The 16,451-nt window shown below is 60.6% G+C and carries 6 protein-coding genes; 1 reads left to right on the forward strand and 5 read right to left on the reverse strand.

Annotated features, from left to right (window positions below; all coding sequences use genetic code 11):
- Positions 1-7: 7 nt before the first annotated feature.
- Positions 8-2,539: a CehA/McbA family metallohydrolase gene (locus tag HYT87_09235; protein ID MBI2059940.1), complete on the forward strand. Its 2,532-nt coding sequence runs from the start codon at positions 8-10 to the stop codon at positions 2,537-2,539.
- Positions 2,540-2,874: 335 nt separating this feature from the next.
- Here the strand turns inward: HYT87_09235 and HYT87_09240 are convergent, their stop codons facing one another.
- From HYT87_09240 to HYT87_09260, 5 genes are read right to left on the reverse strand one after another with little or no spacing between them, the layout of a single operon-like run.
- Positions 2,875-5,205, reverse strand: coding sequence for a GHKL domain-containing protein (locus HYT87_09240; GenBank protein ID MBI2059941.1), 2,331 nt, complete (start codon positions 5,203-5,205; stop codon positions 2,875-2,877).
- Entirely contained in the window at positions 5,189-6,985 is a 1,797-nt protein-coding gene (locus tag HYT87_09245) for a DUF4398 domain-containing protein (protein MBI2059942.1), read from the reverse strand. The genes HYT87_09240 and HYT87_09245 overlap by 17 nt, the downstream gene beginning before the upstream one ends.
- Entirely contained in the window at positions 6,986-12,832 is a 5,847-nt protein-coding gene (locus HYT87_09250) for an Ig-like domain-containing protein (GenBank protein ID MBI2059943.1), read from the reverse strand.
- A 4-nt stretch (positions 12,833-12,836) separates the two neighbouring features.
- On the reverse strand, positions 12,837-15,011 hold the full coding sequence (locus HYT87_09255; protein MBI2059944.1) for an EAL domain-containing protein: 2,175 nt from the start codon (positions 15,009-15,011) through the stop codon (positions 12,837-12,839).
- The gene (locus HYT87_09260) at positions 15,008-16,069 is read right to left on the reverse strand and encodes a response regulator (GenBank protein ID MBI2059945.1); all 1,062 of its coding nucleotides are present in this window, start codon (positions 16,067-16,069) and stop codon (positions 15,008-15,010) included. The genes HYT87_09255 and HYT87_09260 overlap by 4 nt, the downstream gene beginning before the upstream one ends.
- Positions 16,070-16,451 lie beyond the last annotated feature (382 nt).

The following is a 16,451-nucleotide window of genomic DNA, read 5'->3' on the forward strand; positions in this document are numbered from 1 at the left end:
CCGCTCCATGACCCTCCCTGATGGTTCACGATGCGCTTGGATTCTTGCCTGGATCGTTTGTGGTGTGGCCGGATGCAACAAGAATACGAATGACCCGCGTCTGGTCGGCCCGCTGGCGCCGACCGAAACGCGCGCCGGAGAAATCCGATCCGCCAAGGAGCTTCTGTCCGGCCCAAAGGCCGAAGGCAGGCTCGGCGACTACAAATTGATCAACGAACGTGTTTCGTTTGTCGTCGAGGGGGCGCGACCGTCATCCGGTTATCTCGCCTACGGGGGCCTCGTCGTCGACGCGGTTCGCGAGGGGCAGGGAGGGGGATCGGGTCAGGACTCCTTCGAGGAGGCGGGGCCCGTGATCAATCTTCAGGCGTTCCGTGGGGAGAAGGTGGAGATTGTGAATCCAGGAGGTTCGGGAATACCGGCGGTGATCAAGGTGAGGGGAAGCCTGGCGCCGGTCCCGATCGTGGCGGATCTATTTCCTCTGCAATTGGCGACGGGCGCCGCCGCGATCACCTACACCCTCGAACCGGGGGCCTCGGACCTGCGCATGGACTTGGAAATTACGAACTCGGGATCCCAGTCGGTGTCCTTTCAGGTCGGAGCCATGTTTCTGTTCGGGGACTATGTGAAAAGGTTCGTTCCCGGAGTGGGGTTCGACAGCGCCCAGTTCGGTGGGCGCACGGTCGATCTCTTCGGCGGGGTCGGGCGGGATGTGTCCTATGGTTGGGCATCCGAGACGGAAGACACCAAGATCGCCATCAACATTCTGGATGTGTTTGTTACGATCGGTGAGCCCGTGTCCGTTGCGCCCGGCGCTTCCCTGAGCCTGACTCGACGTCTCGTCGTGGCCGGCGGCACGGTGGAAGAACTGCTTGAAGCGAGGGATCTCGCGCTTGGCCGGAGTCGGCCCCGGGGCATCGTTGAAGGTCGGATTGTCGGGCTGACTGCCGAAGATCTCGCTCACACAGAGGTTCACGTGTTGAGCGAACGCGAAGAGGGCGAGGAACTCCTGACGCAGGGGAGGCCGGATGGCAACGGACGCTTCCACTTCGCCGTGCAGCCCGGACCGGTCCGCCTCGTTACGGTGGCCCCCGGCCGTCCAAAGAAAATTGTGGACCTGGAGGTGAAGGAGGGCGTTTCCGCACTGGGCGATCTGAGTTTGCCTGCGCGAGGCGGGCTCTCGTTTGAAGTATCTGATGAAACGGCCCCGCTTCCCTCAAAACTGACCATCGAATCTCAGGGCGAAGATCCTGATCCACCGAAGGCGATCCTCGGCGAGCCGCCGAGGCCGGAGGACACCATCCGACTCGTGTTCTCCCACTCCGGTTCTGGAGAAGTGGCGTTGCCGCCGGGCGCCTACCGTGTCACCGCATCACGGGGCGTTGAGTATACAATCGATTCTCAAGTCTTGACCGTTCCAGCCGATGGAACCGTGTCGTTCCGCGGGGCGCTCAGCAAGGTGGTCGATACGGGCGAATACCGGTCCGGAGATTTCCATATCCATGCGCTTCCGAGCCCGGACAGCGAGGACCTCCTGGAGATGAAAGTGCAGGCCTTTGCGGCGGAGGGGCTACAGATCGCCGTATCCACCGACCACGACCGGCTGACGAACTACGCGCCTGCCGTCGCCTTGCTCGGTCTCGACCGATGGTTGACCACGTTCATCGGCGACGAAATTTCAACAAACATCAAAGGCCACTTCAACGCCTTCCCGCTCGCCCTTCAGCCGATGGCGCGGAACTCCGGCGCCGTGGACTGGTTCGGGCTCACGGTTCCCGCGATCGTCGAATTGGCGAGGAAAGCGAACTCGGGCGATGAGCTTGTGCAGATGAATCATCCTCGCGGCAGCTCGGCCTATTTCAATTACATCGAGTTCGATCCCGCAGCCGGCGAATCCAGGAACGCCGCTGAATTCACGACCCAGTTCGACACCATCGAAGTGTTCAACGGCAAGCGGAAGTCAGACACCCCCAAGGTATTGCAGGATTGGTACTCGCTGCTCAACCGCGGCGTCTTCATCCCGGCCGTGGGGAATTCCGATTCGCACACGGCGGCGCAAAAGCAGGAGGTTGGCTATCCGAGGACCTACATTCGCTTCCCCGGTGTGAGTTCCCTTTCGGAGATCGACAAGGCCGGGCTGATGAAGCGGATTCGCGCCGGCGATGTCACCGTGTGCGGCGGTCCGTTCGTGACGATCGAAGCCGGGGACGTGTCGATGGGTTCAACCGTGAAGGCCGTGGACGGCGCCGTCGAAATCCGCGTGCGGGTTCAGGCTCCGCCCTGGATGGATGTGGATACCGTGAAACTCATCGTGAATGGGAGGGAGACTTCGGAGCTTTCCTTTCCGTTGCCTTCGAGTGGTGACGTTGTCAGGCTCGACAAGATGGTCACGGTGCGGGTGGCTACCGATGCCTGGGTTGTTGAGGTTGCTGAAGGCGACGGCGATCTGGGGCCTGTGGTTCTCGGCACCAACGCCCTGTCGTTCACCAACCCTATTTTCATCGATGCCGACGGCAACGGCGTCTTCGATCCGCCGCGCTGAGCGGTTCCTCGATGGCTTCCTGGTGGTGAAATGGCAAGTGTCCCGTCATGTGCGGTTCCATTTCCGCATCACCACGGTTTTCAATCAAGACCCGAGAGATGTGAGATCTTGAGGGGAAGGCTCCTCGGGGGCAGGCTCTCCCTCTAGGCAGCAGAACAGAAGTCCTTGGAGATGCTCACCGCGGTTCGCGGAGCCTGACACGTCTTCGAGTGCGGCCTCGGCTCCGAATGCCTTCAGAGCCGGGCGGCAGCGAGGCTCCGCTGCGGATAGGGAGGTTTGTCGCAGAGCGTTTAGGCTCTACACGTAGATGTGCGCAATGAGTATTGTGTGCATTCCTAGGAGATGTCCGGGAGACGGGGGGGCTGGAGCACTGATTTCTCCACTTCACGCGAGGCGCTGCTCGCGACCGCCCGCGGGAGACTGAACCAGAAAGTCGATCCGACATCCTTTTCGCTGCTCACTCCCACTCGGCCCCCATGTTTTTCGATGACCTCTTTGACGAAAGCCAGACCGAGGCCTGTCCCCTTGCTTGTGCGATGTTGGGAGGAGGAGGCGCGATAGAACTTCTGGAACAGCTTGGTGAGTTCCTGATCGTCCATTCCGTAGCCCTGATCGATTACAGAGACGGTGAGACCCTCCTTCGCCGTTGCGAGCTTGACGCGGACCTCCCGGTCGTTCGGGCTGTACTCGATGGCATTCGACACGAGATTTGTCACCACCTGGCTGAGCAGATCGCCGTCCACGTTAACGGTATTGTCACCCGGAGAAACGTCCAGGGCCAGGTGGATGGATTTCTCGGTGGCCCGGGGCCGGAAGCCCATGATGCATTGTTCGAGGAGTCCGGCGATGTTCCGTGGGGCCAGTTGCAACTCCTGCCGGCCGGACTCGATGCGGGAGACGTCCAGGAAAGAGTCGATCAGGCGTCTGAGCCGTGCGACATGGTCGAGGATCAGGTTGGTTTGTTTTTCCGCCTGGGGATCTTCGGATAGGCGATCCTGGAGAATTTCAGCGTAGGTCTGAATTACGGTCAGGGGCGCCCTCATTTCATGGGACATGAAGTGGACAACCTCCGTCTTACGGCGATTGAGCTCGGCCAGATGTGAGACATCCGTGAATACGAACACGCAGGCAAGAAGAATCTGTTCCCGGTCCCAGACGCCCGCCGCCGTCAATCGTACGGTCCGGAGAGGTGCCTGAATCTCTGCCTGGACCTCGTAGTGGCCGCGGAGCGTGGCAATCGCTTGCAAAGCAGCGTGGGTCGCATCTTTCTCCCAGCCCAGGCGCGCCTGGAGGATTTCCCAGATGCTTTCCTCCGGCATGTGTCCGTTGACAACGATGCCCAGATACTCTTTTGAGAGCGGGTTCAGGAAAATGATTCGTCCCAACGGGTCGGTGACCACGATGGCGGCACCCGCCTCGTTCAGCACGGTTCGAAGCATTTCCTGGGTTGAGAGCACATTGTCTGTTGCCGCGCCCAACGATTCAAACAATTTCGTGAGGTAGGGTCCATTCAACGCTTTCATCTGGGCATCCTCACCCAAATGAGCCGCCCGAAGGATGTGTCCCTGGCGCGCGCCGACATCGCGCATTTTCCGAACTGCGGATGCCATGCGCTCGTGGAGTGGGTCTGGCGTCTGACCCGACGGGACATCACCCAGGGCCGAAGCCATAAGCATGGATGTATACCGCTTGCCAAGGGCTTCCAGGTCGGCGGGATCATCCGGAAGCCGGAGAAAATTGGAGTTCTCCGTCAGGGTGAGTATCCCGCCGCTGATCTGCGAGACACTGGATTCCAGATTGTGCCACATCAGCTCAAAGGCGCCCGTCAGCTCCGCGATCTCATCGGCGGATCGGCGGGTGTGAGATAGTTCGGCCATCCCCAGCCCGAGCCGGCGAATCCGTTCGGTCAAGGTTCGAAGAGGCCGGGAAAACCTTGAGGAGAAGAAGGCGACCAAGGAGGTTCCCGCGATAAGAACGATCAGGGTCAGGGCGAGAAGGGTGAGCGTCGACCGATGGAGGGTGTTGGCGACCCGCTCCTCCGAAACGTCGACCTCAATCCGTCCGATGGGGGTCTTGTCGTGCAGAATGGGAGCGGATACGTGGAGGGCATGGATGCCGGAAGGCGTAGCATAGCGCGCCAGTGAAGGTTGGCCGGAGACCACCCGTGGGAGTGTGAGACCTGGCGGGAGCCGGTACAAAGTGTTTTCGCCGGCCGAATAGGGAACAAGGATCCTCCCGTCCGCCTGAACGACATTGAGGCTGAGGATGTCCAGATTTTGGCGGGACACCAAGTCGGCCACAACGCTGTCGAGAGCCAGGCGCAGATCGTGAGAAGGAAGCAGGACCACCTCATGACTCTGGATGGCGATCTGGTTGGTCATCGCGAGAACTCCCTCAAGATACAATCTCCTGAAATTGGTTCGTTCCCTCAGTGTGCTGACGCCTCCAATGATGGCGACCGTGGCGATGATGACGCACCCGAAGACATAGATCAGCTTCTTCCGAACAGACAAGCCTGAGGGTCGGGAGCCATCCACTTCAGCCACTCTCCGGAAGGTTCCGAACAATGGGCGTCGAACGCTTCGACCGGATCCGTCCGGCGTGTCGGCCTGTCCGGCGGGAAGAGTCGTGAATCCTGAATGCGAGGCGTTAGCGGGAGGTGGCATCGATCGATTCCAGTCGGCGGGAAATGGATTCCGCGTTCTCCAGGAAGGTTCTCATCTCGGCATCGTCGGGTGCGTGCTGCAGACCTCGTCGCCAGAAAAGGGCTGCCTGGCGGTAGTTCCGGGATCGAAAGGATTCGAGGCCCAAGTAGCGGTAGGCCCGGCTCAGGGAGAGTCGCGTGAACGAGTGTCCTGGGAGCTCTCTGAGCAGGGCCTCCCAGGTTGTGATGGCGGCGCTATACTGGTGCTCCTCATACTGTCGCCTGCCCATCTCAAAACGCCTTGACTGCTCGGGCGAGATCAGGGGTTCCGAAGCGGGTTCCGGTTCCGGGACGATGACCGGTTCCCTGGGCGGAGCCACAGCCCTCACCGGCAGGGCTTTGGGCACGGCAGGGGGCGGGGATTGAACATGGGGCGGCGCGGGAGGCTCGGCAGGTTCCGGTTCTTCAGCGATCTGTTCCGGGGCGGCCGGGATCGGCTGGACGACCGGCCTCGCGAGCACCTCCTTCAGATCGATGGCCTTGAGCGAGGCTTGGGATGCGAGAATCCAGGCGTCCTCGTAATGCTTCGACTGTGTGGCGGTGCGGGCCTCCTCGAAACTCCGCCTTGCCTCTTCGAACCGTTCGGGCTCGCGCTGTTCGGCGCCCAACTCCCAGACCGCCCCGAGTAACGTTCCGGCCTGGTTCAGCGCCTGTTCGACGAATTTCATCGAGGTATCTTCCACCGTCGACTGCACGAGTTGCTCCCGCACCGTCGTATCCTGTTCGATGCGGCGCGAGTACAGGATGTCGGGCCCGGTCTGTCGGACAGGCGGTCCGAACTTGTATCCGAGCGCGAGACGGTGCTCAGCCGAAACCGGATTCTGGAGGGTGAAGCTGTAATCCACGGAAATGATTCCCAACGAGAGACCGGCTCCCGTCGAATAGACGGTTCGGTCGGGGCTCAAGGCGCTGCCGCCTCTGAACGAGAGGGTATATCCATTCGAAATCGACGGGGCGGATCCGTCCGGCCCCGTGGCGAGCCATGACGACCAGGAACTCCAGGCGTATTCGAGGCCGAGTCGGAGTCCGGGCTTTGAACGGATGGGCACGAATCCATCCAGCCCAAGCGCAACATCACCGGCCAGAATCGGAAGGTCGCGTCGAAGCAGCTTGTAGCCGAGTCCCACGTTGGCCTGGGTGGGAAGCTGGGAGTTCCGCTTTCCCTCCCGAACGCCGGGGCCCAGATTGAGGATGGAAGCCCCGATTTGAAGATTCTGGACGGGCACTCTGTACACCGCGCCCAAGTCAGCGGCGGCGCCGATGGATCGCGTGTCGAAGACCTGCTGTTGAAAGGCTTTCAGGAAGGCGCCCACGCTTGTGGAGGGCCCCATATCCCGGCCGAATCGGCCGATGACGACACTGCGGGTTTCCCGTCCAGATCCCTGAGTCTTGGAATCCCCCGTGGTGAGGGAAAAACTCCCTAGATCCTCATAGTAGGCAAACAGGCCGATCGTGCCTTGCGATGAAAGGCCATGGTTGTACTCCATGCATCCGGCGTGCCCGCCTGAACTGGGCTGAAGGTAGCAAAAAGCGCCAACCTTGCTCACGACCATCGCCAGCGCCGCCGGATTCTGAGCTGCGGAGGAGTAGTCATCGGCTAGCCCGGAGACCGCGCGGCCCATGGCCACCGTTCGCGGATGGTCCAGGGCGTTGAGAAACCCCGGGCCCGTGGCTCTTGCGCCCTGTGCGCGGCCGGCGCCAAAAATGAGGATCAGGGCCAGCCAGCGACGGGTGGACCGCATTTACAGGGCTTGGCCGATCGACACCAGCCGGTCGAGCAGCCACCGAATGGACCGGATCAGCGCAGGCTTGTCCTTCAGCCGCCGGACCAGGCGGGGAGACCACTGGTAGTAGCGCCCAATGAACCACCTGCCTGGGGAAGTCCTAGAGAGAGTGGAATCGCGGAAACGTTTCAGCGCGAGAACATTTGGATGGAAAGGATTTCCATAGACGGTTGTGGCCACGAAACAGCCCTTGTCCTGCGAATGAATGACCATGTCAATGGATTTCCGATAGTCCTGGGTGGTGAATACCCCCCGATATCGCCCGATACCCAACATTTTTCCGCGTTGATCCTTTCCGTCCCAATCAACGGACTGGGGGCCAGCCGGCCGATTGGAGTCTTGGAACACCGTGCGAACCGGCTCGCTCGTGGAATCGTAGATGATGAGTGAGGCGGGGCCGGCCGTGGCGAGGTTGAAGCGGATCGTGGTGGATCCCAGGCGGGGATCGAAGGGATTGGGGAAACTTTGAAACAACCGGTTTTCCGGCAGGGCCAGATACTGGATGTCCACGCCGCCGGCCAGGGTCAGGCTCTCCTCCGCCACCGTTGCATGCAGGGTGAGGGACTGTTCCTCAAACGAGTAGGCATTCACCTCTGCGGTGCCGGTGCTGTCGCTCATCCGCTCCGGGGGCTCGATAACCAGGGTCGAGGATTGCGGCGTGAAAAACTGGATCGTCTTTCCTTCAACAGGGTTGCCGTACGCGTCTCGAATGTAGGCCATCACCCGTACGGGCGTTTCACCATCGGCCACCGACGATACCGGATCGGCGGCAAGAATGGAGAGTCGGCCGTCCGCGATGCACGCCGCGCCATTGATGGAGAAATTGAGGGGACTGCCCGCCAGCCCTGTACGAATGGCCTGTAAGATCGTTCGACCGGCGCGCTGGCCGATTACCACCTTCACCCGGGCCATGCCGTCCGGTCCGGAATTGACGAGATCCGTGGCAATCTGGGTGGTGGGATCCGAGCCCGGAGGCAGGGAGAATGCTACGGAGACGCCCTCCACCCCCACGCCCAGTCCATCCGTAACCTTCGTTTCGAGGGTCGTTTCGCTTCCCACACAACCCTGGAGAATTCCATCGCTCGAATGAAAACTCATCCGATCCGCGATGTTCACGAGGATACCGAACGCCTGGCTCCGAATCGTACGGGCGGGACCGGTGTTCTTTCCTTCTTGAGCACTATTGGCTCGGATCACCATGGCGTAGTCGCTCCCGGCCGCAAACTCCGGGGCCGCGGAGTCCCAGCGCGCCTCAAAGGTACCCGGACGTTCGCGAACGGTTCGTATGCCGGCCATGCCCACGGGCATGTTTCCTTTTACGATTTCAAGGGTTGGTTCCTGCGTCAGTGTGTTCACCTGGGTACCGTCGGGCCGGGTCACGGTGAAGATCATTCTCGCGATCGATCCTCTGGAGATATCGTCAGGTTGGTCCGCGATGTCGAGGATCAGATCCGTATTGATCTGGTGTGGCGCTTCCAGGGAGAACAGCGGAAAGGAGCCTTTGACGGCCACGCCATCCCCAAGGCGCAAATCCCCCTTTTGCTCGATAGAGGCTTTCAGGAGCTCACCCGAGTTGGCCTTGTCACTGACATCAACGGCCACGAAGAAGACGCGATCGCTGCCGGGACCAATGGCAACGTCGGTGAAAAGGAATTCCTTTTTCGCAGACCTGAACGGTCCGGGCTCACCAATCTCCGGATCGCCATTCGGACCCGAGGCGAACTTCTGATTCCCGTCATCCACAAAGAGGTGAACCGTGGAAACGGATGAATCATTCGAATTGAGGCTTGTCACCGTCATTCCTTTTACCACCTGGCTATTCTCCCCCGCGTTGTGAACAAGGATCGCGAGGACCGGCACGTGCTTGCTTCCGGCCGGGACAACCCGGAAATCGACGGGCAGGGATCCCCAGAAGAGAGAACGCGCGGTCACGGTGAAAGCCCCCGAGGTCAGCGTCGCATCGGGTCCCCGAAGTCCGGATCGCGTTCCGGAATCGCTGGCCACCCGAAGGGTGTAATCGGTACCCGAGGCTTGTGTGGGCGGGACAGACCATGTCGCTTTGTAGCGCCCCTCGGCGGCATTCACGGTGCTCCAACTCGCGGAGCCGACGTTCCGCTCTTCTTTGAACACGAGCACGGTAGGGGATCGGTCGAACTGTTGCACGGGTGCTGAATCGAACCCCCGACGAATTGTAAATTCCATCCAGGCGTCATCTCCGATGGCGGCCGCAGCCGGCTGGGCCTCGGCCTTGAAACTGAGGCTTGTATCGATGCTGAAGGTGGCCGTGGAATGGGACGTGGTCGGGCCTACATTCCCCGCGCTGCCGGCCGAATCCGCCATGACCCTGAGCACATAATCCGGACCCTTGGTCTGGAAGTCGGGAATCACCCAACTGATCCGATACTTCCCTTCACCCGGCTTGACCACGTCCCATGCGCCTGCCGCCATTTCCTGGCTTCCCTTGTAAATCTTGACCTTGGGAAGCGGATCGAAAGAGGCGACGGGGCCGCCGTCCGAATATTGAACCTGGAGATCACACCCCACGGTGTCCCGGGCGGTCCCAGCCTTGGGCTGGTTCAGCAGGGTGAATCGGAGTGATGTATCGACGGAGAAATCGGCCGAGGCCAGTTCGGCGTTTGTTCCCTTGTTGCCGGCGGCTTTGGCCACACCGGCAAAAAGCGCGATATTGTAGTTTGGCGACGTCGCTTGGAAGTCGGGGATCTTCCAAGTGGCGCGGTATCGGCCGAGAGAGGAATCGAACACGGACCAATTGGGAACGGCAACGTTCGTAATGCCCAGCCGAACATTCAGAGTGGGTGTGGCATCGAGCGTAGGAACCGCCGTGCCATCCGAAAAGGTCACGGCATATTCCGCAACCACCGTGTCGCCCGCCTTTTGGGGCAACGGCTGTTTGACGATCGAAAACGTAAGTTGCGTGTCCACGGTGAAGCTATTGGAAGCCAGTCCGGTAGCCGGGCCGAAATTGCCGCCCGCCGATCCGGATGATGCCGTCAACAGAAAACTGTAGTTGCTGGACGTCGCCTGGAAATCGGGCACCACCCACGTCGCGCGGTAAGTGCCGAGCGCGGTGTTGAGGGGAGACCAGGCGGCTGTTGCGACTTCGGTCCCGCCCTCTCTCACGCTTACCACGGGGGCCACTCCGAAATTGGTGACGGCGGTCCCGTCGGAGTATTCCGCCCTGTAATCCGCAGACACCGTTTCACGGGCCTTCGCCCGGCCGGGCTGGGCCGTCAGGACCAGGGTGAGGGTGGGATTGACCAGATGCCCGCTGTCCACCCCCGTTCCCAGCGAGCTCAGAGGAAAGGAGCCGGACATGCTGTAAGGACCTTGGGCGAGATCGGCTGCGACGTCGATCTTCGCATTCAGCCGCGCGCCGGCCGTGGCCGTTCCGGAAAGATCGAATGCGACAAACAACTGCCGTGTGCCGCCGTTCCTCGCAATGATGAGGTTCAACCCGCTGAACGTGTAGGTCCCGCCCGCAAAGGCACCCGCATTCCCAATTTCCGAATCCGTTGCCGGCGTGAATTGGCCGTCTCCCGTATCGACAAAAAGGTGTACCGTGGTGATGTCGGAATCGGCGCCGTTCACGCGCGTAACTTTCACGCTGTTCAGAACCTGATCATTCGCAATATTATTGTTCGTGCCCGACAGAGCCAACACCGGAATCTGAGTTTTGCCCCTCGGTTGCGACTGGGAGGCGAGGAGTTGGCGCATCCATGCCACCGCCTGTGTCGCTCCGCCGGATATCGCGAATGTGCTCGTGGCCTGATCGGTCGCGGGACCGGCATTGCCCAGAGCCCTCGCGACTGCGGCTTGAATGTGAAAATCATAGTCGCTCCCAGAGAAGGCCCCAAGGGGAACCACCCAGGACGCCCGATACTGACCCGTGAGCACATTGAGCACGGACCACACCGTGGTGGCTTGAAAGACCCCTCCCTTCCGGACCGTGACGGTGGGAAGGGTGGAGAAGTTCGTAACGGGAGCACCGCCGGAGAAAGTGACCTGAAAATCCGCGAAAATAGTGTCCCCTGCATTCCCGTTGGCGGGCGGCACGGTGTTGACGAAGGTGAGGGTGGTGTCCACGGTGAAGCCGTCGGAGGCCAGTCCGGTGGCCGGCCCGGCATTGCCGCCGGCCGATCCCGATGAGGCTGTTACGAGGAAATCATAGTCGCTGGATGTCGTCTGGAAGTCGGGCACCACCCAGGTGACGCGGTAGGTGCCAAGTGCGGCGTTGATGGAAGACCAGACGGCCGTTGCGACTCCGGTCCCTCCCTCTCTCACGCCCACCACAGGCGCCACGCCGAAATTGGTGACGACGGTCCCGTCGGAGTATTCCGCCCTGTAGTCCGCAGACACCGTTTCACGGGCTTTCGCGCCACCGGGCTGGGCCGTCGGAATCAGGCTGATGGTTGGATCGACGAGATGCCCGCTGTCCACCCCCGTTCCGAGCGAGCTCAGGGGAAACGCGCCGGACACCGTGTAAGGATTCTGGACAAGATCACCTGCGATGTCGACCTTCGCGTTCAGTCGCGCGCCGGCCGCGGCCGAACCTGAAACGTCGAAAGCGACAAACAACTGTTGTGTGCCGCCGTTTCTTGCAATGACGAGGTTCAGCCCGCTGAACGTGTAAGTCCCGCCCACGAACGCACCCGCGGTGCCGATTTCCAGGTCCGTCGCCGGAGTGAATTGCCCGTCGTTGCTGTCGACAAAAAGGTGTACCGAGGTGATGTCGGAATCGGCTCCGTTCACGCGCGTAACTTTCACGCTGTTCAGAACCTGGTCGTCTACAGCATTGTTGTTGATGCCCCACAGGACCAGCACAGGAACTTGAACCTTGCTCCTCGGTTGGGACTGGGCGGAGAGAAGTTGGCGTATCCACGTCACCGATTGCGTCGCGCCGCCGGATACCGTGAATGCGCTCGAGGCCTGATTCGTCCCGGGTCCGGAATTGCCCAGCGCATTCCCGGTAAGGGCCTGAATGTCAAAATCATAGTCGCTCCCCGCGGATGCCCCGGCCGGTACGGTCCAGGACGCCCGATACTGTCCCGTCTCCGCATTGAGGGTGGACCAAACCGCGTTGGCCTGGAATGCGCCTCCCTTCCGCGTCGTGACGGTCGGGAGGGTGGAGAAGCCCGTGACCAGAGAACCATCAGAGTAAGTGACCTGGAAATCGGTGAATGCAAGATCCCCGGCGTTGCAGTTGGCGGGGGGCACGGTGTTGGCGAAGGTAAGGGCACTGCTTACAAGGTGGCCGTTGGAAGCGGTTGTCCCGAGCGAGCTCATGGGAAAGGCGCCCAGAACCGATCCCGATTCGCTCACATCGGAAGAGGCGTTCAAGGATGCGCTTAGGCGGGCGCCATCGATGGCTGCCGTTGAAACGTCCACCGTAACCCAGAAATACCTGGTTGTATTTTTCGTGAGCGATACGCTCAGACTCGAGAATGTCTTTTTCCCGCTGGAGAACGGCCCGGCCGTGCCGATTTGCGTGTCGGTGCCCGGCTCAAAGACTCCGCTGGCATTCGCATCCACCCAAAGCCGGGCGCTGGAGATGTCCGTGTCGGCGCCGTTGACACGCGTAAGGGTCAGGCCATTCAGGGTGTTCGTCGAGTTGTTCTGGGTGGCTTTGAGTTCAAGGACTTTCACGGTGGTTTTGCCTCGTGGGAGCGTCTGGGCCGTCACCGCGCCGGCGGACCAAGTCGTGCTGGAGTAGGATTTTCCCGGCAGTGCGGCCAGCCAGACCAGTCCCAGCGCGAGAAGGGTGAGGCGAGTGAAGACGGCCCGCATGAATCTAGCCCTGGAGCGCCTTCTGTTTGGATTCGAAGTATTGGGCGACGTGCTTTGCATCCATCGGTTGGCTGAAGAGGTAGCCCTGCCCGTAACGGCAGCCGAGACATTTCAGGCGACGAAGCTGCTCCGCCGTCTCCACGCCCTCGGCCACCACATCCATGCACAGGCTGGTCGCGAGGACGCAGATGGTCTTGATGACCTCCGAACTTTCTTCATCGATGCCGAGCCGTTTGACAAACGTTCGGTCCACTTTCAGGGCGTTGAAATTGAATCGATGGAGGTAGCTCAGGGACGAATACCCCGTTCCGAAGTCGTCGATCACCAACTGGATGCCTCGATCCTTGAGCTGAAGCAGGATGGCGGTGACGGCCACCGTGTCTCCCGTGGTCACACTTTCGCTTATCTCAAGGCGGAGGGAGCGCGGGTCCAGCTGGGTATCCCGGAGGATGCGGTCGATCCGGGCAACAAGATCGATCTTGGCGATTCGCTTGCCTGAAAGTTTGACGCTGATGGTGAAGGAAGGGGGAAGCTTGAATTTCAATTGCCACTCCCGCATCTGGCGGCAGGCATGGTCCAGCATCCAGAAGCTGATGGGGGTGATCAGGCCTGTCTCCTCCGCAATCGGGAGGAATTCTCCAGGCAGGATCACTTTGCCGCTGGGGTGTTTCCACCGCAGAAGGCACTCGAGTCCGATGTCCTTCCCTGATTCCAGGTCTACAATGGTCTGGTAATCCGCGGCCAGTTGGCCGCGATCGACGGCTTTTCGAAGGTCCACCTCGAGGTTCAGCTTGGCCACGGCCCAGGACCGCATTTCGAGGTCGAAGATCTCATGCCGCGCGCCGCCGTCCGCCTTTGCCCGATACATGGCGGTATCCGCATCGCGAAGCATCTCGTGAGCGCCGGTATACCCGGTGGTACTGATCGCAACCCCAATAGATGCCGAGGTCTGCACTTCATGCTTGCCGAGCTCGAAGGGGCGGGCAATCTCCTGCTGAATCCGTTGCACGATACGCAGGGCACCGACTGCATCTTTTACGTCGTCCAGCAACACGGCAAATTCATCCCCGCCAAACCGTGTGACGGCGTCGCCCGGTCGGAGGCAGGCTTCGAGCCGGCGGGCCGCCTCGACCAGAAGAAGATCGCCGACGGGATGCCCCAGGCTGTCGTTGATGAACTTGAAGCGGTCAAGGTCGATAAACAGGACGGCCAGGGCGTATTCCGGGTTGCGATGGGTTCGAGCCAAGAGCCGCTCGACCCGGTCGAGGAACAGCGCGCGATTCGGTAGACCCGTAAGGGTGTCGTGCATTCGGCGTTTGCTGACGTCGCTCACCGATCCAGCCATGCGATGAGGGGAACCGTCACTGCCCAACACGCCGAGACCGCGGTTCAGGACCCAGCGGTAGGTCCCGTCCCGGTGCAACATGCGATATTCCTCCTCAAAGGTAAGCTGGGTTCCCTTGGTGACGGCATCCACCGCGCTTCTGACCGTGAAGATGTCATTCGGATGGACCCGGCTGAACCATTCGTCGGGCTTATTCTCGAGTTCCGTCTCCCCGTAGCCGATCATGGCCTTCCAACGAGGGGAGAACTGAATCAGATTCGTCGTGAGATCCCATTCCCACAAGCCGTCGTTGGCCGCCTGAACGGCAAGGGAATAGACGGGATGCTCCGCCACCTCAGGTTTCTGGACGAGTGCGGCGAGGAGTTGTCGGCCACCGATGGTGACCCGGGTGAGACGGACGGTGACGGGAATGGGCTCCCCGTCGTGTTTCATTCCATGCAACGCGATTCTTCGCCCGAGCAATCCCCAGGTCGTCCGCCCGAATTCCACGGGATCAACGGGGATCCTGAAGCCATTGTCTCCCACAAGGAATTTGCCCAGAGGGCGGCCCAGGAAGGCATGCGCAGGCAGGCCCCACATGGTTTCGATTTCCCGATTCAGCATGAGGATCGTTCCGGCGGAATCCGCCGTGAAAATGCCTTCGCCGATGCCATCCAAAATCGCCCGTATGTCGGGCATGGAATCGAAAGCATCCGCGGGATTGCCGTGACCCTTCGGACCAAACTTGCGGTCTGTGGCAGAAGCCGTCCGAACCGGTCCCTCCGCGCTCTGGACTCCTTCATCGAAAGGGCCGGCCGGGAATGTCCCTTCCGCCATCGTTCCACTTCCCTTCATAGCGCCACCTCAACGACGTGCATCGGAGACTCATGGGCACTCCGAGTGGTGGAATTCTCCTTCAGGTCGGCCGCTTCCAGCACGGCCCGGAATTCATCCAGCAGGCGCCGGTCTCTCCATCCCTTGTCGGCTTCCGCCACCAAGATCCCAAAGGCGTCCTCGTGGGAAAGCGCTTTCCGGTAGACGCGTCCGCTGGTGATCGCGTCGTAAATATCCGCAATGGTGACAATGCGGGCTTCGATCGAGATGGCGTTATCGGACAGACCCTGGGGATAACCCGACCCATCCAGACGCTCGTGGTGGGCGAGCACGACCGGAACCGCTCCCCTCAGTGAGTTCATCTGACCGATGAGGTCCCGGCCCATCAAGGGATGTTGCTGGATTTCCTTATACTCGGCCGGGGTCAGGGGTCCGGGTTTCAGGAGGATGCTGTCGCGGATGGAAATCTTGCCCAGGTCGTGGAGGAGGGCGCCTCTGCGGATGCTCCTCTGCGCAGTGTCCGGAAGTCCCACCCGTTTGGCAAGCCGGCTCGCCAGTTCAGACACCCGTTCGCTGTGCCGCGCGGTGTACGCGTCGCGCGCATCAATGCTTCTGGCGAGTGAAATGATGACTTGCTCGGCTTGATCGAGATCGTCCGTGAAGAACTTCAACTGAATCAGCGAACGCACACGGGCGATCAGTTCCACGGAGGAGAAAGGCTTGGAGAGGAAGTCCGTGGCTCCGGATTCGATGGCATGGATCTTATCCCTGCGCGTTCCCGCTCCGGTGAGCATGATGATGGGGAGGAGGCGGGTTCGGGGATCCGACCGAAGCTCAACAACGACGTCATTTCCGGAACGGTCGGGAAGATGGAGGTCCAATAGGATGAGATCCGGTGGGGAACCACGTACGTAGCGCAGCGCGCCTTCCACAGTGCCCTCTTCATGGATCGAGAATCCAAGGGGCCTGAGCAATTCACATACGGCGGTGCGGATTTCGATGTCGTCGTCAACGACGAGCAGCCGGCCGACTGGATTTCCGGGAGGGGAAGGGCCCTCCGCTGATGCTGATGAATTCATTGTACGTCTCCGATTCGTGGCTTCAATGGGCGAAGCCTTCCTGTTTCGCATAGCTCCATTTTCTTTTCCTCAAGGCGTTCCCATCCATGCCCCTCCGTTCATGCCTTGACGGATAGACCACTACAGACTGATAGGAATGAACGGGTTGCGCGGAAATCGAAAGCGAGGCGGTACTAGATATCGCTTACGCGATGATCGGCCAAAACTGCGTCCATAGAATCCTCCATGATTCATTGGGGATCGCCACGGTCGCCATTTTTCCGGCACACATATGTGCGATCCCTTTACACAGCCCCCCTGTGTATTTTTCTTATACCAATAAAGACCAGGAATGTCAACATTTACCCCACAAAAAAAACAGCTATTCTTATCCAATTTATTC

It is taken from the genome of Nitrospirota bacterium (assembly GCA_016180645.1).
Classification (GTDB): domain Bacteria; phylum JACPQY01; class JACPQY01; order JACPQY01; family JACPQY01; genus JACPAV01.

Coding starts and splice junctions, on each gene's coding strand:
- HYT87_09235 (MBI2059940.1), top strand. CDS start 8: ATGACCCTCCCTGATGGTTCACGATGCGCTTGGATTCTTGCCTGGATC.
- HYT87_09240 (MBI2059941.1), bottom strand. CDS start 5,205: ATGCCACCTCCCGCTAACGCCTCGCATTCAGGATTCACGACTCTTCCC.
- HYT87_09245 (MBI2059942.1), bottom strand. CDS start 6,985: ATGCGGTCCACCCGTCGCTGGCTGGCCCTGATCCTCATTTTTGGCGCC.
- HYT87_09250 (MBI2059943.1), bottom strand. CDS start 12,832: ATGCGGGCCGTCTTCACTCGCCTCACCCTTCTCGCGCTGGGACTGGTC.
- HYT87_09255 (MBI2059944.1), bottom strand. CDS start 15,011: ATGAAGGGAAGTGGAACGATGGCGGAAGGGACATTCCCGGCCGGCCCT.
- HYT87_09260 (MBI2059945.1), bottom strand. CDS start 16,069: ATGAATTCATCAGCATCAGCGGAGGGCCCTTCCCCTCCCGGAAATCCA.